The 20,192-nt window shown below is 39.6% G+C and carries 19 protein-coding genes; 7 read left to right on the forward strand and 12 right to left on the reverse strand.

The window, feature by feature from the left end; genetic code table 11:
• Positions 1-43: 43 nt before the first annotated feature.
• The 9 genes from atpG to AB1Z56_RS17065 all read right to left on the reverse strand — a co-directional run bounded on the left by atpG (position 44) and on the right by AB1Z56_RS17065 (position 8,251).
• Complete coding sequence (atpG, locus tag AB1Z56_RS17025) at positions 44-943, reverse strand: ATP synthase F1 subunit gamma (protein ID WP_070563149.1); 900 nt, start codon at positions 941-943, stop codon at positions 44-46.
• A 77-nt stretch (positions 944-1,020) separates the two neighbouring features.
• Positions 1,021-2,595 (reverse strand): F0F1 ATP synthase subunit alpha, encoded by a 1,575-nt coding sequence (gene atpA, locus AB1Z56_RS17030; RefSeq protein ID WP_426789716.1) that lies wholly within the window; start codon positions 2,593-2,595, stop codon positions 1,021-1,023.
• A gap of 54 nt (positions 2,596-2,649) precedes the next feature.
• Positions 2,650-3,192, reverse strand: a complete 543-nt coding sequence (atpH, locus tag AB1Z56_RS17035) for an ATP synthase F1 subunit delta (protein WP_313268342.1) — start codon at positions 3,190-3,192, stop codon at positions 2,650-2,652.
• 29 nt (positions 3,193-3,221) lie between these two features.
• Positions 3,222-3,722 carry a F0F1 ATP synthase subunit B gene (locus AB1Z56_RS17040; protein ID WP_426789717.1) on the reverse strand — a complete coding sequence of 167 codons (501 nt, stop codon included), beginning with the start codon at positions 3,720-3,722 and terminating at the stop codon, positions 3,222-3,224.
• Positions 3,723-3,818: 96 nt separating this feature from the next.
• Positions 3,819-4,007, reverse strand: a complete 189-nt coding sequence (atpE, locus tag AB1Z56_RS17045) for an ATP synthase F0 subunit C (RefSeq protein WP_021188666.1) — start codon at positions 4,005-4,007, stop codon at positions 3,819-3,821.
• A 34-nt stretch (positions 4,008-4,041) separates the two neighbouring features.
• Positions 4,042-5,238, reverse strand: a complete 1,197-nt coding sequence (gene atpB / locus AB1Z56_RS17050) for a F0F1 ATP synthase subunit A (RefSeq protein ID WP_426789718.1) — start codon at positions 5,236-5,238, stop codon at positions 4,042-4,044.
• Between the two features lie 105 nt (positions 5,239-5,343).
• Positions 5,344-5,730 carry a hypothetical protein gene (locus AB1Z56_RS17055; RefSeq protein WP_426789719.1) on the reverse strand — a complete coding sequence of 129 codons (387 nt, stop codon included), beginning with the start codon at positions 5,728-5,730 and terminating at the stop codon, positions 5,344-5,346.
• Positions 5,727-5,942, reverse strand: a complete 216-nt coding sequence (locus tag AB1Z56_RS17060) for an AtpZ/AtpI family protein (RefSeq protein ID WP_369012350.1) — start codon at positions 5,940-5,942, stop codon at positions 5,727-5,729. The genes AB1Z56_RS17055 and AB1Z56_RS17060 overlap by 4 nt, the downstream gene beginning before the upstream one ends.
• Before the next feature lie 83 nt (positions 5,943-6,025).
• Complete coding sequence (locus AB1Z56_RS17065; RefSeq protein WP_426789720.1) at positions 6,026-8,251, reverse strand: helix-turn-helix domain-containing protein; 2,226 nt, start codon at positions 8,249-8,251, stop codon at positions 6,026-6,028.
• A gap of 196 nt (positions 8,252-8,447) precedes the next feature.
• Between AB1Z56_RS17065 and AB1Z56_RS17070 the strand changes: the two genes are divergently transcribed.
• The 4 genes from AB1Z56_RS17070 (at position 8,448) to AB1Z56_RS17085 (ending at position 12,070) form a co-directional block, all read left to right on the forward strand.
• Entirely contained in the window at positions 8,448-8,945 is a 498-nt protein-coding gene (locus AB1Z56_RS17070) for a cupin domain-containing protein (RefSeq protein ID WP_046671961.1), read from the forward strand.
• A gap of 228 nt (positions 8,946-9,173) precedes the next feature.
• On the forward strand, positions 9,174-9,920 hold the full coding sequence (locus AB1Z56_RS17075; protein WP_426789721.1) for a hypothetical protein: 747 nt from the start codon (positions 9,174-9,176) through the stop codon (positions 9,918-9,920).
• A gap of 10 nt (positions 9,921-9,930) precedes the next feature.
• Positions 9,931-11,040 carry a hypothetical protein gene (locus tag AB1Z56_RS17080; RefSeq protein WP_426789722.1) on the forward strand — a complete coding sequence of 370 codons (1,110 nt, stop codon included), beginning with the start codon at positions 9,931-9,933 and terminating at the stop codon, positions 11,038-11,040.
• Between the two features lie 34 nt (positions 11,041-11,074).
• Positions 11,075-12,070, forward strand: a complete 996-nt coding sequence (locus AB1Z56_RS17085) for a hypothetical protein (RefSeq protein WP_426789723.1) — start codon at positions 11,075-11,077, stop codon at positions 12,068-12,070.
• A 71-nt stretch (positions 12,071-12,141) separates the two neighbouring features.
• Here AB1Z56_RS17085 and AB1Z56_RS17090 read toward each other — a convergent pair whose 3' ends face one another.
• The gene (locus AB1Z56_RS17090) at positions 12,142-13,251 is read right to left on the reverse strand and encodes a zinc finger domain-containing protein (protein WP_309367152.1); all 1,110 of its coding nucleotides are present in this window, start codon (positions 13,249-13,251) and stop codon (positions 12,142-12,144) included.
• 23 nt (positions 13,252-13,274) lie between these two features.
• Complete coding sequence (locus AB1Z56_RS17095; RefSeq protein ID WP_426789724.1) at positions 13,275-14,429, reverse strand: SPFH domain-containing protein; 1,155 nt, start codon at positions 14,427-14,429, stop codon at positions 13,275-13,277.
• A gap of 167 nt (positions 14,430-14,596) precedes the next feature.
• Here AB1Z56_RS17095 and AB1Z56_RS17100 point away from each other — a divergent pair, with 167 nt between their 5' ends.
• From AB1Z56_RS17100 to AB1Z56_RS17110, 3 genes are all read left to right on the forward strand, one after another.
• On the forward strand, positions 14,597-16,450 hold the full coding sequence (locus AB1Z56_RS17100; RefSeq protein ID WP_145327946.1) for a DNA topoisomerase IV subunit B: 1,854 nt from the start codon (positions 14,597-14,599) through the stop codon (positions 16,448-16,450).
• Between the two features lie 37 nt (positions 16,451-16,487).
• A complete protein-coding gene (purU, locus tag AB1Z56_RS17105) occupies positions 16,488-17,330 on the forward strand; it encodes a formyltetrahydrofolate deformylase (RefSeq protein ID WP_426789725.1) in 843 nt (280 codons plus the stop codon).
• 83 nt (positions 17,331-17,413) lie between these two features.
• Entirely contained in the window at positions 17,414-19,192 is a 1,779-nt protein-coding gene (locus AB1Z56_RS17110; RefSeq protein ID WP_426789726.1) for a hypothetical protein, read from the forward strand.
• Positions 19,193-19,269: 77 nt separating this feature from the next.
• Here AB1Z56_RS17110 and AB1Z56_RS17115 read toward each other — a convergent pair whose 3' ends face one another.
• Positions 19,270-20,175, reverse strand: a complete 906-nt coding sequence (locus tag AB1Z56_RS17115; protein WP_309367156.1) for a class I SAM-dependent methyltransferase — start codon at positions 20,173-20,175, stop codon at positions 19,270-19,272.
• Between the last annotated feature and the right edge of the window lie 17 nt (positions 20,176-20,192).

Genomic DNA, 20,192 nt, shown 5'->3' on the forward strand with positions numbered 1-20,192 from the left:
ATCGTATGATAAGCACCTTTTTTTTGTTCTTCAGAATAAAAAATTATCCGTTTGATAATGCTGCTGCACCAGATACAATCTCCGTCAATTCTGTTGTAATTGCAGCTTGACGTGCCTGGTTGTAAGATAGCTTAAGTGATTTTATTAAGTCACCAGCATTCTCTGTAGCTTTATCCATTGCCGTCATACGTGCTCCATGCTCAGAAGCATTCGAGTCTAAAACAGCTTTGTATAATTGAATCTTGATTGCTTTAGGAATCAATTCCTCGATAATCTTCTCTTTGGAAGGCTCGATGATATAATCCACCTCAGCTTCTATTTTTGCTTTATGCGTATGTTGTTTGTTTTCCTCCGCAGGTAATAATGGTAAAATCTGCTCGGCAGTCAGCTCTTGAACTGCTGCATTTTTGAACTGATTATAAACCACTTCAACACGATCAAAATTACCTTCTTTGAATTGTTCCATGATAAATTCAGTCACCACAGATACAGAACCAAAATTTAAATCAGAAAACAAATCAGAGTGATTAGCTACCACATTGAAGTTACGTTTCGAATAGAAGTCATAACCCTTTTTACCAATACCAATGATACTCAAATTACCCTTTGCATGTTGCTCGGCATATTTGTTGAAGATCAAGTTATTAGTCGTTTTGATAACATTTGCGTTGAATGCTCCAGCCAAACCTCTATTAGAAGAAACAACAACGATCAATACCTTATTTGGCTCGCGATCCACTGTAAAAGGAGAGTTACTTCCCTCAACACTCGCAGAAACATCCGCCAAAATATCTCTTAGTTTATTCGCATATGGGCGCAATTGTAAGATAGCGTTAGTAGCGCGCTTCAATTTAGCAGCCGAAACCATTTTCATAGCTTTCGTGATCTGCTGTGTTGATGATACCGAGGTAATCCGGTTTCTTACTTCTTTTAAATTTGCCATATTTGTTTTAAGTATTAAGTACCTAGTATTGAGTATCGAGCCTGGTCAATAGACTCAATACCAAATACTCATTACTATTAATATTTTGATGCTAAATCCTTAGCTACTGTTTCTAACACTGCAGTTAATTCATCGGAGAACTTATTAGCTTTAAAAGCTGACAATACTTCTGGATGACGTTGTTCCAAATGCGTTAAGAATTCTTCTTCAAATTCTCTCACTTTGTTTACAGGAACATTACGCAATAAACCTTTGGTTCCGATATAAATGATCGCCACTTGCTTCTCAACAGAAACCGGAGAGTATTGACCTTGTTTCAAGATCTCAACGTTACGAACACCTTTATCCAAAACAGATTTAGTAGCAGCATCTAGATCAGAACCGAATTTCGCAAAAGCTTCCAATTCACGGTACTGAGCTTGATCTAACTTTAATGTACCAGATACTTTTTTCATCGGTTTGATCTGCGCATTACCACCTACACGAGATACAGAGATACCTACGTTGATCGCTGGACGAATACCTGCGTTAAACAAGTTAGACTCCAAGAAGATCTGACCATCTGTAATTGAAATTACGTTGGTTGGGATATACGCTGAAACGTCACCAGCTTGGGTTTCAATGATCGGAAGCGCAGTTAATGAACCACCACCTTTCACCAAGTGTTTGATAGACTCAGGTAGATCATTCATGTTGCGTGCGATATCATCTGAAGAGTTGATTTTCGCTGCACGCTCCAACAAACGGCTGTGTAGATAAAATACGTCACCTGGGTATGCTTCGCGGCCCGGTGGGCGACGTAACAATAATGAAACCTCACGGTAAGCTACCGCTTGTTTAGACAAATCATCATAAACGATCAATGCTGGACGACCAGTATCACGGAAAAACTCTCCGATAGCAGCACCTGCCATTGGCGCATAGAACTGAAGTGGAGCAGGGTCAGCAGCAGATGCAGCAACTACTACTGTATAAGCCATAGCACCTCTTTCCTCCAATGTACGCACGATATTCGCAACTGTAGAATTCTTTTGACCTACGGCAACGTAGATACAAAATACAGGTTCTCCTGCATCATAGAATTCTTTTTGGTTCAAGATTGTATCGATACAAACAGCTGTTTTACCTGTTTGACGGTCACCAATAACCAACTCACGTTGACCACGACCAACTGGAATCATCGCATCGATCGCTTTGATACCTGTTTGTAATGGCTCAGTTACGGGTTGACGGTAGATAACACCTGGAGCTTTACGCTCGATAGGCATTTCATACAAATCACCTTGAATAGGTCCTTTACCATCGATTGGTTGACCTAAAGTATTTACAACACGTCCCAACAAGCCTTCACCAACTTTGATGGATGCAATACGGTTGGTACGTTTAATAGTATCTCCTTCTTTGATCTCATCAGAAGGACCTAAAAGTACAACACCAACGTTGTCTTCTTCTAAGTTTAATACAATACCTTGTAATCCGTTATCAAATTCAACCAACTCACCGGACTGAACTTTAGTTAAGCCGTAAATACGAGCAATACCGTCACCTACAGCAAGTACGGTACCCACTTCCTCTAGTTCGGCTTCTGATTTAAAGCCCGACAATTGCTCTCTTAGAATTGCCGAAACTTCATCTGGTCTTACCTCTATCATTTTAATTATTATAAGGGGTTTTTTGATTTATTTTACTTCAAGTATCAGAACAAATTAATTATTCTGATTCAAATATCTTTCCAATTTATTCAACTTACCAGCAATACTTGCATCAATTTGGCGATCGCCGATATTGACTACAAATCCACCGATCAAACTATGATCAACTTTATTGATCAATATCACTTGAGCGTTGGTTTCTTTCGCAAGTACATCTTTCATCGCTGCCAAATTAGCTTCAGAAAGCGGCGCTGCAGATGTAACTGTAGCTTTCACAATTCCTTTTACCTCGTTATACTCACGAATAAATTCTTGAGCAGTGGCATATACAATCTCGCCACGACCTTTGTTGATCATGATCTTAAAGAATGCCAAGATATTTGGATTGATCTTATCTTTAAATAGCGCATCCAATATGTTTTTCTTCTTGTCCAAAGGAACAATAGGATTGGCAAAAACTGCTTGCAATTCTGTACTGGATTTTAAAACAGCAATGAATGAATCCATATCCGCCTTCATTGTTTCCAGTGAGCCTTGCTCGCTAGCCAAGTCAATTAATGACTTAGCATATCTTGATGCTACTTTAAATACTGACATAATTCTATTTCGTAATTTGAGTGACCGGATTAGTTCAATTTAACGTCATTAAGCAAATCTGCTACTAGCGCCTCTTGCTTTCCTTGGTCCTCAAATTCTTTGTTTAACACTTTACGAGCGATATCCAAAGACAAAGAAGAAACTTGATTTTTAACCTCAGCCAAAGCTTTGTTCTTTTGTTCGTTGATCTCGATTTTTGCTTGTGCAATCAATTTTGCACCTTCAGCCTGTGCCTGAGTTTTTGCCTCAGCTACAATCTTATCTTTAAGTTCTTTTGCTTCCTTAAGGATAACATCGCGTTCTGCGCGCGCCTCTTTTAGTAATTGTTCGTTCTCATTTGTTAAACGAGCCATTTCTAATTTAGCTTTTTCGGCAGCCTCCAAAGCACTTGCAATACCTTTTTCACGTTCGTCTAGGGCATCAACAATTGGTTTCCATGCGAATTTACCTAATAAAAAGATAATAACCACAAGGACGATGACCATCCAAAAAAACAAACCGTACGAAAACGAATGTATTAATTTATCCATTGTTATACTATATAATGATAATTCTTATTTTTTAAGATTCAGGAATAATATAACCTGCAACCAACCGTTGCAGGTTATACCATAAAACCGTTGTGACTATTTACCTAATAATAAAGCACCGAATGCTAAACCTTCAAGTAAGGCACCAATGATAATCATTGCAGTTTGGATTTTAGATGCTGCTTCTGGTTGACGAGCGATAGCTTCCATTGCAGAACCACCAATTTTACCTAAACCTAAACCTGCACCGATAACGATTAAACCGGCTCCAATTAAATTGTACATAATGTATGATTTGAATAATTAAAAAATTTACTAATTAATGATCGTGATGCTCTTCAACAGCCATACCGATAAACAGGGATGACAACATCGTAAAAATAAACGCTTGTAAGAAAGCAACCAATAATTCAATAACCATCAAAAAGATTGTTAAGAACATGGAAACACCAATACTACCTACTACCGTCAATTGATGCTGCAATAAATAAACAATTGCGATCAATCCCATAACGACAGTGTGACCAGCGGTGATATTTGCAAACAAACGCACCATCAATGAAAATGGCTTTGTAAACAATCCCAACACCTCAATTGGTGCTAAAACAAATTTAAATGGAACTGGAACACCTGGCATCCAGAAAATATGCTTCCAATAATTTGCATTTGCTTTGATATTTACAATTAGGAATGTAAAAAGAGCCAAACATAAAGTTACTGTAATGTTTCCTGTAACGTTAAACCCTAGTGGCGTCAAACCAACCAAGTTTAAAATCCAGATCAAAAAGAATACAGACAATAAATAAGGCATGAATTCCTTGTAACGATGACCAATGTTTGGAATAGCCATCTCGTCACGCACGTAGATAACCAAAGGCTCCAATACACGACCAACACCTTTAGGCAAATTGTTAGCCCCTTTTTTATAAGTTTTAGCCAAACTGATAAATGCCCAGAACATTAAAAACGCTGCCAAAAACAAACCGACAACACTTTTAGTGATCGAAAAATCCAAAGGCATCGCTACAGATGGATGAAAATCTGTTGCTTCATGAATTTCATGAGAACCAATCACATAAGAAGTTTCAAATTCCTTTTTAGCTTCTTTTCCGTCCTCATTTATAGTCATAACATAACTACCATCAGCATTTTTACGATACTCATGACCAGTCAAATTACCAGCAGCATCAGTTTTATAAATTTTCCCCTGGTATAATGCATAATATTGACCATCAACCTCAGCAACCTTATTGCCATGATCAAATGCCGAAGCCATAAAAACTTTCAAGCCGTTATCAATCAAAATGACGGGTAATGAAAAACCATAGTGTTTACCTGTCTCTTCATCCGAAAAGAAGCTAAAATAATAATCATCTTGTAAGTGATGCTCAATATGGCTATTGATTTCCTCAGCCTGCGATTTTTCTCCGTGTGCATCCTCATTCGCCTTTGTTAAAAATGGCGCAACTGCAAACAGAATAACTGCTAAAAATTGAAGTGTTCTTTTAAGACTCACGATACTACTATTATGTTATTTAAAATTTTTTGCGAAAATACTACATATAAAGCACAAAAGCTACTTTAATATTACATTTTTTTGAAAAAACTATCGTTTTCTCCCTTAGGATTTGTTTAAAGCCTTATAAGCAAATACAACATCGTAAAAAAGGAATAAAACGACAACGATCAAATAGTTATATTTTAAAATATCAGCCTGCGGTTTTGCCAGCCCATTATGGATAAATAAATAATTTAGGACAAACTTTAACGTCAATAATCCTAAAAAAACAAAACCGACATATTGCGGAAATTGCTGCGAACAGTAGCTTATTCCCACCATGATGATGATGGATAAAATTAATTGAAAAATATAAATCTCGTACAGCGGAAAACCCAGATCGTCTAACTGATGTATTCCATCAAAAGATTTTAACAAAAAGAAATGAACGGCAAAAATCAATACCGCAACAAAAAATAAAATAAGAACCTGCTTTATATATACTATCATCTATCGTTTAATCGATTCACTTGCCTAATGACTTGATATAGAGAAACTCCAATCCCTCCAAGGGTACAGATCTTCATCCATAGTTGGTTCTCCGCATGAAACTTATCGTCCAGCCAATCCCCCAATAAATAAAATACGTAAATGGTAAAAACCATCTGGGTTGAAATAGTCGTCAGCACAAGCCACTTGTTAGGATCTTTCTTGTCTTCCATAAGCAATCTTAAGGTTATCAATGGGCTTTCAACAAACTATATCACACAATTTGTTACAAATATACGCTATAAATTTTTATTGCCTACAATCCCAAAACTTTTTGTCCAATTTTAATATCTGGATAGTCAATATCCGCACCCAAAAGCATCTTAAGTTCCGATGATGATTTATCAGGGTTTGCACGTATCACACCAAGAATACGATCCAACTTCTCCTGCTCGATCAACTCTGTCGCTTCCACTTCCGTGCCAACAAAGTTAATTAAATGTCCATAAATTGTACCGGCAACCATCCCGCGCTTACCCGCTATATCAGCAATGCTCATCCCTTCTTTAAACATTTCTAGGGAAATTTCTTTTGTATCCAACTTCTTAGGACCTTCCTCATCCGCACTTTGCGCTGCCAGTTCATCTTTTTCTCTGGTTTTCGCGCTGGCTGCAACATCAAGCATAGCCGTTTGAAAATCATCCCGTTTTGAAAGCGTTTCCGCAATGAGCAAACAGTGCTGTAACTGCTCGCGCTTTCGTTTGTAATCAAGCAATAATGCTTTTAATTCGTCAATGTATTTCTTTGTACGTTTTCGTATCTGATACTCTTCAATATGTTTGGTTAAAGCCTCAATCAGATCTACATCCATTTTCGGTAAAAACCAATTGACCGCCGCAGTAGAACGTTCACAGATTACGTCATAATCGATCGCGTTTTTATCCCGCAACAAATCATACAGTACAATAATAAACTTATGTGCAACTTTCTCTTGGGTCTGAAGGTGCTTGACTAATTGTTGAAAAAATAATACGGCTTGTTCCTTTCCATCAATATTACGCTCTTCAAGTGATTTCAGTAACTCCGAAGTCTCGGCCAATAGACCGTCCCAACGGAAACCGTGCATTAAAATCTGGCCAAGATAATTCCTTTGGCATTGCTCCAGAACCTCATTGACATCAGCCTGCCCTTGAGCACGCTGCGCAAATTCGACAACTTGGTAATCTGTACGAATGGCATAAGAGGGGATAATCGATTTTAATACAAGTCCATCTAAACTCGTTAAACGGCTCAATGCAACGTACACCTGTCCCGCGGCAAATGAGGTTCCCGCGTCAATGATCGCTTTTTGAAAAGTTAAACCCTGGCTTTTATGAATAGTGATAGCCCAAGCGAGTCGAAGTGGAAATTGTGAAAATGTCCCCAATATCTCTTCCTTAATCTGGTCTTGCCCCTTATCGTAATTATAGCGGATATTTTCCCAGGTCTCCCTTTTAACGGTTACAGACTCCGATCCATCAGGAAATGTAACCGTTACTGTGCCCTGCACCGTATCGATGTCCTTTACCGTACCGATCTTTCCATTGTAATACTTACGTTCATCTCCGGAATCGTTTCGAATAAACATCACCTGTGCCCCGATCTTTAAAGACAACGTTTCTTCAGCAGGATAGGAACCCTGTGCAAAATCGTCCTTTACAACTGCCTTAAGGTTTAACATTTTACCTGACAATGAAGCCAACTTAGCGCCGTTGATCTCATCGGCATTTCGATTATGGGAGGTCAATGTAATATACTGCTCCTCTTCATTCGGAACAAAGTCTTGTTGATAATAACCATTTAAGGTCTTGAGCATATCACTTGTACATTGATTGTTTCGTATGGCATTCAGGATAGAAATAAACCCCTCGTCTTGCTGACGATAAATTTTATTGAGCTCTAGCATCACCACTGGACTATCTCTCAAAATTTTGGCATTAAAGAAGAAAACAGAAGAATAATGATCCCGTAAAATATTCCACTCGGCATCCTTGACTACAGGTGGTAACTGGTATAAATCACCAATAAATAACACCTGTAAACCGCCGAAAGGCCGCATATCACGACGAACCGATTGTAAGATGACATTGATTGCGTCCAACGTATCAGCCCGAACCATCGAGACCTCATCGATCACCAATAATTCAAGTTCCTGCAAAATAGCCCGACGCTGCTTGGTCAGTTTAATGGTACTGAATAGACGTGATTTATTGTAAATATGGCTATCCTGTTCGTCCCAACGCAATTCATAATCTTCAATAAAGGTCCCAAAAGGAAGCCAAAACAACGAGTGCAAAGTCGTTCCACCCGCGTTCATTGCAGCAACGCCCGTAGGTGCCGTAACAGCCATTTTCTTATAGCTATGCTCACGGATATACTTCAAGAACGTCGTTTTCCCTGTACCCGCCTTACCTGTAATAAATAGGTTTTGGTTCGTTTGGTTAACGAAAGCAACAGCCTGCATAAATGCAGTATTTTCCCGATCGACTTGAAAGTTTGACATATCCTGAAATTAGATTGACCACAAAATTAGCGATTTCATTTTTAACTTCACGCGACATATTATAGCGAGGGATATCCAAAACAGCTCCATTATAACGTATTTAGATAACGCTAAAACGGTTAACTTAAAATATTAATGGATTTTTTTTATATTTAGCAACTGAATTAACGGATAACAAATTTTTAGAATTTTTAATATGGCTATAGATAAAATCGCATTGTTTGAAAAAGTACAGGAAATGCTGACATCCAAAGGTTTTCGCATTGATAAATCAGATGCTGCACGCCCTTGGGGAGGATTTTTCGTTATCGACGAATCCCAAGCACAAGAATTTGCCGATGAGTACTTCGGCGGAATGGATGTACAAGAATTAAGAATCTCAGGGAAATTAAGTCCAAAAATTTTAATTGTTGCACCAGAGAAAAGACTTTCATGGCAATATCACCACCGTCGTGCCGAAATCTGGCGTGTTATCCAAGGTAACGTAGGCGTTATGGTTTCTGACACCGATGAAGAATCGGTTGTTTCAACATTGAAAGAAGGCGAAACGATTAGATTGCGTCAAGGGCAACGTCACCGTTTAATTGGATTGGATGGCTTCGGTATTTTAGCCGAGATCTGGCAGCACACAGATGCCAACAATCCTTCTGATGAAGACGATATTGTTCGCGTACAAGATGATTTTGGCAGATAATAGTCCCACAAGACCGTTAACGCCAAAACAAAGATTCCCAATCAACAATTGGGAATCTTTATTTTTTATACCCTATTTGAAACACCAGGCCATCAATGCATCCTAAGCTCCAAAGACTATTTCATGGCTTTATTCCAGTTGACTACCTCCCTAGGCTTACCATAACACAATCCATTAGAAGAGAATATTAATTTTTATTATTTTAGTAAAGATATAATCAACTATGACATGATGAGCAACGACGATACTAAAAGAGGATCCAGTATATTAAACAGTCTGAAGAAATTAATTTTTGAGGACGATCAGCCGCAGCAAAATCCGCCGGTACAAGCCCCACCGGCTCCAACCACTAATGCCGCTCCTGAAAGACCGCATGTACCACCGGCATATTCATCGCCGACGGCCCAGGCTCCAACTGGAAAAACACCGCCCCCAATCCCTATAACAGCCAATGACGGAACAACCGACCTCAAAGAAATGAAATTAAAGGTCTATGCCATTCTTGAAAAACTCAACGAGCAAGGTGTAGATTTTTTCGAAGTGTGGAACGCTGCTGCTGCAATGGGAAAAGTAGAGGAAAACACATTAAAAGCAGCCTATACTTCACTGAAATTTGTAGACAGTTCGTTGACCAAGGATAAACTGGTAGCAACTGGCACAAATTATGCTAATAAATTGAAAGAAACCATTGCCAAAGAATCGGAACAAAAACAGGCTGAAAAGAAAAAGACTGAACAGGACCGAACCATGGAGATTGCAAATCTGAACACCGAAATCAAAACAATAACGGAGAATATCGCCAAATTGCAAGATGACCTACAGAAAAAACAGCTCGCTTTGGGACAAATTAATGAAAAGTACGAACCAAGAATTAAAGATATCGAACAAAAAATAAACATCGGCAACGCGGCCGTTGATGAAGTGGTCACCGAAATCAACACTGCATTACGTATGATTAATCAATCAATAACATAAAAATAAATCAATGGAAAGAAAAGATAAGTATGTTAATATTCCCGCTGAGATAAAAACGCAACTTCCGATATTTCAAGTACTGGGCGACCATTTGCCTGCGCAATTAAAATCACCAGAAGCGAAGAAGACAGCTTCGTCGATCTTCTTTTGGGCACTTTTACTGGGCGGAGCCTTTGCTTTTTTTAAGTACTTACCGATTATGTTGGAATATGCCGGAAAAAGTATACTTTTTGTGATATTCAGTATAATCTTGATTACCTTATTATTGCTAGCGCCAAAGATCATTGCGCTATTGCACCGATTGGGAACCGTCCTACTTTTTAAAGGTGAAAAATCCATCATTAGAAATAACCCAATTGAAACTTTACAACTGTTATCAAGAGATGCAAAAGACACCCTGAAACGTGTGAAGGAAAAAATCAGTAATGTAGACGGTGTCCGCATCGACATGATTCAAAGCGGTGAAACTGCTCAAAAAACAGCAGAAGAAAAATACACTTATGCGAAACGTTTTACCACAGAGGCGGCCAATCTCGACGAGAAATCAAAGGAAGAAACGAGCAAAAATAATGCAGAGAAGGCAAATGCCTATGCAAGAGATGCCAAAGAAACACGTACCAAAGCATTTCTATTGGGAAAAGAAGGTGAATCTGAAGAACAAAATGCGCGCAGTTATGTCCAATATGCCAATCAATTTGCAAAAGTATTGGAAGTCCTAAAAGATAATGAAAGCGCAGCGCGTATCTATGTCAGCACCTTGGATAGCAGCATTTCCATTATTTCCAAGAAGCTAGAAGCCACTCAAAAGATGAAAAATGCTACCGATGGCCTAGCCGATGTGTTCAATATTAAAGATGGCTGGGCATTTCAAGAGGCCATGAATGCAGCAACAGGTGCGATCAGTCAAAATATTGCCTCTATCCGATCCAATCTGGATTTCCTGGATCAAAACAACAACATCACCGTGGGTGGCACGCCTACTCAAGGTGAACTGGAAGAGTTTATCCGCAAAGTTGACGAACGTAATCTCAATGTATTAAACGTAACGCAAATGGCCGATGCAAGCTATGAACTCAAACCCGAAGAAAAAGTAGATAAAGGATTTACATTACTCGATTAATATTAACTAAAATCAAACTTATTATACGAACATTATGGAAGAAAAATCAACATGGGCAAGATTAAGATGGCCAATCAAAGCAATTATCATCGCCTTACCTATTCTCGCAATCGGTTATTGGGCCATTCAATCGGGCAAATTTGATGCTAATTCGACAGTCCAAACAACAGATTCAACAAGCAATAATGGTCATGCGATCGCACCTTCATCAGGCTCAGAAACGACACGTTCATTCAACTATCAACCCGAAAAACCAGTCGACGGCGAATACAAGGGTGTAGTTGAAGTTGGCGCTTCGGGTTTCAATTCCTTTGTCGTCAATATGGACAAAGAAAATCGCTGGGAGATCATTTCCAAAGACTTTGGAAAGTCATTTGCATATGAAGGATTGGCAAATACGGAAGACATCCGTAAAGGATTAAAAGATTATATAGGCATGATGCTCGATAAAGGCGTTAAATCCAAAAACATACATTTCGTCATTAGCTCCGGAGCCCAGAAAGAACCTAAAACTTCAGTTATCAGTGCTGAACTAAGAAAAATGGGCTTTGTGGTCAACTTGGTCACAGCAGAGCAAGAAGGAAAATTAGCGTTAAAATCTGTCCTGCCGAAAGCTTACGAAGATAATTCATTTGTTGTTGATATTGGCTCCGGTAACACCAAAATCTCCTGGATTGATGGTGACACAAAATCGGTAGAAGCACCTGGTGCAAAATATTATGAAAAAGACCTTAAAGATGATGCTGTCTATACAGAAGTAAAAAAACTAGGCGAGAAAATTCCGGAAAATAAAAGAGAAGTTTGTTTTATTATAGGCGGGGTTCCTTTTGAACTAGCATCGCAGACACGCCAAGGTGAAGAGCGTTTTACGGTTTTGAACGATCCAGCATCCTACAAAGCAGATAAAATAAAAACAAAAAGCGGCGTCAACATCTATAAAGCAATTAAAGATGCAACCAATTGCGACACCTTCGTGTTTGATTGGGATGCCAATTTCACGATTGGGTTCCTGCTTTCACTAAACAAATAGTCAAGACGATTAGCATAAAAAAAGCGCTGTTCTCTTTTGTTGAGAACAGCGCTTTTTTATAACCTTTTTTGTTATCCCATAAAACTCAAGAGATATAAAACAATAATGATCGCCAATACCAAAAAAGCAATTTTCCAAAAGCTATAAGGTCGTTGTCCATAAACTTTACCGTTAAATGCATTGACCATAATCTGATAACTTTTTCCCTTGTATTGATATGCAGACAACCATACCGGTAAGAGAATATATTTCAATTTAATGGATTTAAAATCACTATCAATAGAATCGATATCCTGTGTATCACCTCCTATATCATTCTCCACCTGACGTTCGATTTCCCGATCCATAATAGTCCGGGCAGTTGCCGCCGCTTTTACATGATCCACACTAAAAGTTTCAGCGATAAAGCCACTTAAATACTGCTCATTGAAAGGTTTCAGATAGCCCAAATTCCAAGGCCCTATTTTATCAGAGAACTTTTCGGGAAGAGATGTTGAGCCCGATATGACAATATCCTTAAATTGACTATAGATACTACCTGAAGCTGGATACCAATTTGTTCGTCTTTCTTCGTATTCTTCCGTCTCACCATCCGAATTGCGTCTTGTACGCGTCACATAATAATACTCTCCACGTGACCCGACGTAATCAGAATGTACATCTGCATCATAGGACCAAAATGGCACATACACCCCTTTTAAACGATCATTACGTGAATTAAAAATTCGCTTAAAGTCATTCGGAGCGAACCATATTTTACCAGCCCATTGTGTCAATAGCCCAAAAGCATTTTTGTAATCAACGGAAAAGGGAACAAGACCATGTGGCTTCACAATACGCTTTTGCTGATGGTCAATTACCAACGGTGAAGCACAAAAAGCACATAAATCTGCGGTAACATGAGGATTCAAACGCGAGTTTGCCCCACAGTTACTACAATGCACAACTTCTGCCAGATAGCTATAGCGCTCATCGGCGAGTCCTTCCATTGCTTGTCCAAAGACTTTATAATCTGTAGATTCAATATGCCCATCTTCTGGTAGCTGATCGGCTATTTCATTTCTGGTTCCACAATAGGAACATTCTAAATAGGAAGTACCTGGCTGATAAGTCAAAATAGCACCACAACCCTGACATTTTAACCCCTGCTCTATTTCGGAGGTTTTTTCTTCAAAACTCATAAAACTCGGTCCTGCATTTTACCCTAAACTCCTGGTATCGGTGGCGGGTTCTGCGAAAACAGATCCTTTAATTCGCTTACCTTTTCAGCCTCAATCCAGTTTTCAAGCCCCTCTTTCCAGACTAGGGTAGCAAGTGTCATCGTCCCCTCTTTTATCAGACCACGCAGCTGTTCCGGATCAAATGGCCCTTCCTGTTTACCTTTAATGGCCAGGTAATAAGCTACCGTTTTGGGCAATGGAGGCGGTCCAACAGGCCCTGCAGAAGATGCCGCAGCAGCAGATCCCGTACCAGTAGGATTATTTCCATCAAAGCTATTTTGCTGAAACACGTTCCCCATTTGGCCGACCATCCCAGCACCAAGGCCAGCACCGAACCCTGCTCCTACAATCCCGCCGCTATTTGGGTTTTCAGCAGCCTTTTCCATGGAATTCGCTGCTTGGAATTGCGCATACGCTCCCAGATTACCGACTACTCCCATACTGCTCCGTTTATCAAGTGCTTTCTCCACCTCCTCGGGAAATGAAATATTTTCGATTAAGAATTTCGTTAAGCTCAAACCAATCTCCTCAAAATCAATGCCGATTTTTTGCTGTATCAAAGCCGAAACTTCATCATAATTTGAGGCAAGATCTAACGCTGGAATCTTAGACTCTGCAATAGCATCCATCCCTCGCGACACAGCAATGTTCCGAAGCTGCTCTGTAATATCTTCAACGGTAAACACAGGAGTTGTTGCAACAAGCTGTTTCATAAAAACAGGAACATCTTTCACCTGAAAGGAAAAGTTCCCAAAAGCCCGAAGCCGGATTGGTCCAAATTCAGGATCCCGTAGCATGATTGGATTTTTAGTTCCCCATTTCTGGTTGACAAATTGTCGAAGGTTGACAAAATAAACATCGGCTTTGAATGGACTATTGAACCCATATTTCCAACCTCTGAGGGTTGTCATGATCGGCATATTCTGGGTCGTCAATTCGTAGCGACCAGGCTGAAAGACATCCGCAATCACACCTTCATTCAAAAATACCGCAGCCTGCCCTTCCCGCACAGTCAACTGTGCACCCATTTTTATTTCATTCTGATACCGTGGAAACTTCCACACAATCGTATCTGTGCTATTATCGACCCATTCGATAATATCGACAAATTCATTCCTGATTTTATCAAATAATCCCATAAATTATTCTCTTTACAATTACTTACACTAAATGTAAACATTTCCCCGCAAACCAGCAATTTTCCCCAGCAGCACGCAAACTATCGATATCTAAAAAATTTAGCCTTTTAAACTACTTATCGTAGTTTATTTTTTTTACTTTTGTTAGCTAAGTTCAACATTAATTTATGAGTACATATAACGAAGACAGCATTAGGTCCCTGGATTGGAAAGAGCATATTCGCCTCCGTCCGGGAATGTACATTGGAAAGTTGGGGGACGGTTCGGCCTATGATGATGGGATCTATGTTTTACTGAAGGAAGTCGTTGACAACTCGATTGATGAGTTTGTTATGGGCGCCGGTAAAACTATTGATATCACTGTAAACGAAAATAAAGTTTCGGTACGCGATTATGGCCGTGGAATCCCAATTGGTTCTGTGGTTGATGTTGTTTCTAAAATCAATACGGGTGGTAAATATGATAGTAAGGCCTTCCAAAAGTCCGTCGGTTTAAATGGTGTCGGTACCAAAGCTGTGAATGCTTTGTCCAGCCAGTTCACCGTCCAGTCATACCGTCAAAATATAACACGCATTGCCCAATTCTCTAAAGGGGAATTAGTCAATGATGAACAAAAAGACACAACGCAGCGAAATGGTACATCTGTAACATTCTATCCTGACGATTCTATTTTCAGAAATTACAAATACCGTCCCGAATTTGTAGAAAATATGATCTGGAACTATGTTTTTCTAAACTCAGGTCTGACGATCAACTTTAATGGGCAAAAGTTTATTTCTGAGCACGGGCTAAAAGATCTATTGGAACGGAATATTGATGCCGAATCCATGCGCTATCCAATTATCCACTTACGGGGGGATGATATTGAAATTGCCATGACTCACGGCCAGCAATATGGAGAAGAATATTATTCTTTTGTCAACGGTCAGCATACTACACAGGGTGGAACACACCAGGCAGCCTTCCGTGAAGCACTAGTCAAAACAATCCGCGAGTTCTACAAAAAAGAATTTGACGCTTCGGATATTCGCTCATCAATCATCGGTGCTATCGCTATCAAAGTGCAAGAACCTGTTTTTGAATCGCAGACTAAAACAAAATTAGGATCTCAAAGTGTAGGCCCAGAAGGCCCTACAGTAAGAGGTTTTATCAATGACTTTGTCAAAAAAGCATTAGACGATTACCTACATAAAAATCCTGCCACGGCAGATGCACTTCAAAAACGTATCCTGCAATCTGAACGTGAGCGTAAGGATATCGCCGGTATCAAAAAACTCGCCAACGAAAGAGCGAAGAAAGCCTCTTTGCACAACCGTAAACTACGTGACTGCAAAGTGCATTTCAGTGATAAAAATGAACGTAACCAAGAGACAACTTTGTTTATCACTGAAGGGGATTCGGCATCTGGTTCCATTACCAAATCGCGCGATGTACAGACCCAGGCCGTATTCAGTCTCAAAGGAAAACCGTTAAACTCTTACGGTATGTCCAAAAAAATCGTTTATGAAAATGAAGAATTCAATCTCTTGCAGCATGCACTTAATATTGAAGACGGTCTTGATGGATTACGCTACAACAATATCGTAATCGCTACCGATGCCGATGTCGATGGTATGCACATCCGTCTGCTGTTATTGACATTTTTCTTGCAGTTTTTCCCAGATCTAGTCAAAGCAGGACATGTTTCCATCTTACAGACACCACTTTTCCGTGTCCGTAACAAAAAAGAAACGATCTATTGCTATTCCGATGAAGAAAGACAAAAAGCCATTGCAAAGTTGGGAGCCAAGCCTGAAATCACCCGATTCAAAGGTTTGGGTGAAATATCACCTTCAGAATTTGGTTTATTTATCGGAAAAGATATCCGTCTAGATCCTGTTATCTTGTCTAAAGACAATAAAATTCAACAGCTATTAGAATATTACATGGGTAAAAACACACCAGACAGACAAAAACATATCGTCGAAAATCTACGTGTTGAAGTTGACCTAGAAGAAGAACTAACAAAAAAAGCGGGTTAAAATAACCCGCTTTTTTCGCAACCTACAACCACCTTTCATGCACAACCAAACCTTAATTCTGATCCAATGTCAAGATGCCGTTGGACTGGTCGCCAACATATCAAATACCCTAGCAAAATATCAGCTCAATATCGTCACCATGCGCGAATATGTGGATGAAGAAGCCAACAAATTCTTCGTGCGTGTTGTCTGCAACGGCCTAGTAGCTGAACAAAAACTACTATCCGATTCCCTGTCCGAAGTACTTCCGCCATCCGCTCAAATACAGATCAACCCCAACAACCGTAAAAAAATCGTTGTTCTCGTCACCAAAGAACATCATTGTCTTGCCGACATCCTGGTACGCCAACATTTCGAAACTTGGGGTGCCGAAGTTCAGGCAGTCATTGGAAATTATGAGTCACTGCGTTCGTTTACTGAAAAATTCGATATTCCATTCCATTGTATTTCTCATGAGAACCTGACTAAGGAAACATTTGAAAAACAGCTGATCGCACAAATCCAGAACTATAATTTCGATTACATTATTCTGGCGAAGTTCATGCGGATCTTATCTCCCCAATTTGTCAGTACCTTTGAGAATAAGCTGGTCAACATCCACCATTCATTTCTACCCGCATTTATTGGTGCCAACCCTTATAAACAGGCCCATGCTCGCGGTGTCAAGATTATTGGTGCTACAGCCCATTTTGTTACAGACCAGCTCGATGAAGGCCCCATCATTGTCCAGGATATACGACATGTCAATCACACCTACACCGTAAAAGATATGGTAACCGCAGGAAAGGAAATAGAAAAAGCTGTTTTGAGCAGGGCAATTCGTCTACTTAGTGAAGATCGGGTCATGCGCAACGATTACAAGACAATCGTCTTTGAATAGTGATTACAATCATCTCCAAGCAAAACAACCATTACTTTTTTTTAGCGTTATTCTCAATTATTTCGTAAAAGAAATATTTAAGAATGACGCATACTTTTCATATCCCCGTACTAGGCCTGGCTTTCTCTATAGACTCCGCAGTCAAAGTCGCACAATACGGAATTTCCTCCGTAATGTCTATTGTTGACGATGAACTCATAGAGCGCATGCGCCAATATTACTGCGGACAATATCAAATCCCCTATCATCCGATTGCTAAAACAGAAGAAGATTACCGGGCAAAAAGAATTACAGCCTATCTCAATCTTGTACAGTTTGTCGTTAACAGGCAAATAGCAGTCTTAAAGCAACAACCTTTTACCGAAAGTTCAGAAGTAACCAAATACTTTCAGCTTCTACCCGATTCACACCCTTCAAAACCGATCTATCATGCGATGGAGATTGAAACCAATCTCGCTATTAAAACGGAGCTTCAAGATCTATTGATCAATTACCTGAAACCGGGAGACATCGATGTCAATATCATGTCCAAGGTAGACAAAATGAATTACAAGGATGGTCACCTATTGGATCAGCGTTATTCTGATGCTTTAGCAGCCTTGCGGGGTTTTGCAAATTCCAACTTGCATTCCTCTCTTATCCTTTCCGCAGGCATGAATCCACACCTCTATGCTTACCTCGCTGAATTACCAGCTTTCTTCCCGAATAATGGAGGTTTATTTAACAAAAAGGTCGTTTTGAAAGTAAGTGACTTTCGGTCGGCGCTCATCCAGGCAAAGTATCTCGCTAAGCGCGGAGTATGGGTGTCTGAATTCAGAATAGAATCCGGTTTGAACTGCGGTGGTCATGCTTTCGCAACCGATGGTTTTCTTCTAGGACCAATCCTTCAAGAGTTTAAAGAGAAAAAAGAAAGTTTGAAAACCGAACTTTTCGAGTTATACCGCGAATATTGGACTTCCCAAGAGCGCTCATTAACAACTCCTCCCCGTATCAAATATACAGTCCAAGGAGGTGTAGGGACTGCATCAGAACATCAATTCTTGTTAGACTATTATGGATTTGACGCCGTAGGATGGGGATCTCCATTCCTGATGGTCCCCGAAGCAACCACAGTAGATCAAGAAACCTTGAAAGCATTGGAACTTGCCAAGAAAGAAGACTTCTACTGTAGCGGAGCATCTCCCTTGGGAATTCCCTTTAATAACTTCAGACAAAGTAGCGCGGAGTACTTACGATTGGAACGTATAAAAAAAGGTCGACCGGGTAGCCCTTGTAAGAAAGAATACCTTATTTCGAACACAGAGTTTGGTGATAAACCGATCTGCACCGCATCACGCGTATATCAACATCAAAAGATCCAGGAACTACAAAAACAAAACCTGTCCGCTGCGGAATACGATAAAGCCTTTGACGCCATTACAGAAAAAACCTGTCTTTGTGAAGGGCTTGCAGCACCAGCCTATCTTAAGTACAATATCCAAAATAGCAAAGAACAGACCGCCGTATCCATCTGTCCGGGCCCAAATCTTGTCTGGTTCAAAAAACAATATTCTCTACGGGAAATGATCGACCACATCTATGGCCGTATTTCAGTTTTTGAAAATGACAACAGACCTTTTGTTATGATTAACGAACTCAACCTGTACATCGATCATATTCAAAAATATGTCACAGACAATAAAAACATCATGAACGATAAAAAGATAAAATATGTAGCCAAATTTAAAGCACAATTACAAGCTGGAATAGCCTATTACAACGAACTTACCCAGCACTTATCGCTTATTCCAAACAACATCAGCACAGCGATACCCAGACAGCTTGAATTGGCATCACTACGTTTAAAAAACATACACATGTAACCCCAATATAATTTTAAACAAACACGGGGCGCTTAATTAAGCGCCCCGTGTTGTTATCAGGAATCTTTTGACAAGTCTTACTTCGCTATTTTGCGGAATTTACCAAATACGCCAAGTGGAAGTTTTGGTCCTGCCGTTGCTTGTAAAAACAACTCGCCTATTTCTAAGTTTTCCACTTTTGGAAAAGCGGTCTTAATTAAATTCTCAACAATAACAGAGGAAAACCCTAATGAATACGTATTCAAAATCAAGAAATGTTCTTTAGGATCCAATAGTTGAACGACCTCTGTCATCATTTCCATAATGTGATCTTCCAATTTCCATTTCTCACCTTTCGGCCCATGCCCATATGCGGGTGGATCCAAAATAATCCCATTATACGTATTGCCTCTTTTCAGCTCACGCTTTACAAATTTCAAAGCATCTTCAACCACCCAGCGAATGTTATCCAAATTGGAAATTTCCATATTTTCATTCGCCCAGGTAACAACCTGTTTAATTGAATCTACGTGAGTTGTGTCCGCGCCTGCAGCCTTTGCTATTAAAGATGCTCCACCAGTGTAAGCAAAAAGATTTAGAACCTTCGGTTTTTCCGTCTTAAATGAACGAACAGATTCCGAAATATAGTCCCAATTTACAGCCTGTTCCGGAAATATCCCGACGTGTTTAAAAGATGTCAAGCCCAATCTAAATTTGATGGCCACATCCTCATTTTTATATTCGATATGCCAACGGTCTTGGACCTTAGGATTTTTCTTCAACCATTCTCCAGAAGTAGCCGAACGACCTTTGAATTTGATATGATAACGCTTGTTCCACTCCGCATCACTCAATGCCTTAGGCCATACAGCCTGAGGTTCTGGCCGGATTAAAATTAAATCACCAAAACGTTCCAGTTTTTCAAAATCACCACAATCAATGAGTTCATAATCCTTCCAATGCTGTGGGGTCAATAGTTGTATATTTGTTGCTGCCAAAATCAAAATTTTCCGACAAAACT

Source organism: Sphingobacterium sp. WOUb80, assembly GCF_050058145.1.
In the GTDB taxonomy this organism is placed as follows: domain Bacteria; phylum Bacteroidota; class Bacteroidia; order Sphingobacteriales; family Sphingobacteriaceae; genus Sphingobacterium.

Bases quoted from the DNA above. Each gene is read 5' to 3' on its own strand.
- atpH (WP_313268342.1), bottom strand. From the start codon at position 3,192: ATGTCAGTATTTAAAGTAGCATCAAGATATGCTAAGTCATTAATTGAC.
- AB1Z56_RS17055 (WP_426789719.1), bottom strand. From the start codon at position 5,730: ATGATAGTATATATAAAGCAGGTTCTTATTTTATTTTTTGTTGCGGTA.
- AB1Z56_RS17040 (WP_426789717.1), bottom strand. From the start codon at position 3,722: ATGGATAAATTAATACATTCGTTTTCGTACGGTTTGTTTTTTTGGATG.
- AB1Z56_RS17080 (WP_426789722.1), top strand. From the start codon at position 9,931: ATGGAAAGAAAAGATAAGTATGTTAATATTCCCGCTGAGATAAAAACG.
- purU (WP_426789725.1), top strand. From the start codon at position 16,488: ATGCACAACCAAACCTTAATTCTGATCCAATGTCAAGATGCCGTTGGA.
- AB1Z56_RS17085 (WP_426789723.1), top strand. From the start codon at position 11,075: ATGGAAGAAAAATCAACATGGGCAAGATTAAGATGGCCAATCAAAGCA.
- AB1Z56_RS17070 (WP_046671961.1), top strand. From the start codon at position 8,448: ATGGCTATAGATAAAATCGCATTGTTTGAAAAAGTACAGGAAATGCTG.
- AB1Z56_RS17095 (WP_426789724.1), bottom strand. From the start codon at position 14,429: ATGGGATTATTTGATAAAATCAGGAATGAATTTGTCGATATTATCGAA.
- AB1Z56_RS17110 (WP_426789726.1), top strand. From the start codon at position 17,414: ATGACGCATACTTTTCATATCCCCGTACTAGGCCTGGCTTTCTCTATA.
- atpA (WP_426789716.1), bottom strand. From the start codon at position 2,595: ATGATAGAGGTAAGACCAGATGAAGTTTCGGCAATTCTAAGAGAGCAA.
- AB1Z56_RS17065 (WP_426789720.1), bottom strand. From the start codon at position 8,251: ATGTCAAACTTTCAAGTCGATCGGGAAAATACTGCATTTATGCAGGCT.
- atpG (WP_070563149.1), bottom strand. From the start codon at position 943: ATGGCAAATTTAAAAGAAGTAAGAAACCGGATTACCTCGGTATCATCA.
- AB1Z56_RS17075 (WP_426789721.1), top strand. From the start codon at position 9,174: ATGATGAGCAACGACGATACTAAAAGAGGATCCAGTATATTAAACAGT.
- AB1Z56_RS17090 (WP_309367152.1), bottom strand. From the start codon at position 13,251: ATGAGTTTTGAAGAAAAAACCTCCGAAATAGAGCAGGGGTTAAAATGT.
- atpE (WP_021188666.1), bottom strand. From the start codon at position 4,007: ATGTACAATTTAATTGGAGCCGGTTTAATCGTTATCGGTGCAGGTTTA.
- AB1Z56_RS17060 (WP_369012350.1), bottom strand. From the start codon at position 5,942: ATGGAAGACAAGAAAGATCCTAACAAGTGGCTTGTGCTGACGACTATT.
- AB1Z56_RS17100 (WP_145327946.1), top strand. From the start codon at position 14,597: ATGAGTACATATAACGAAGACAGCATTAGGTCCCTGGATTGGAAAGAG.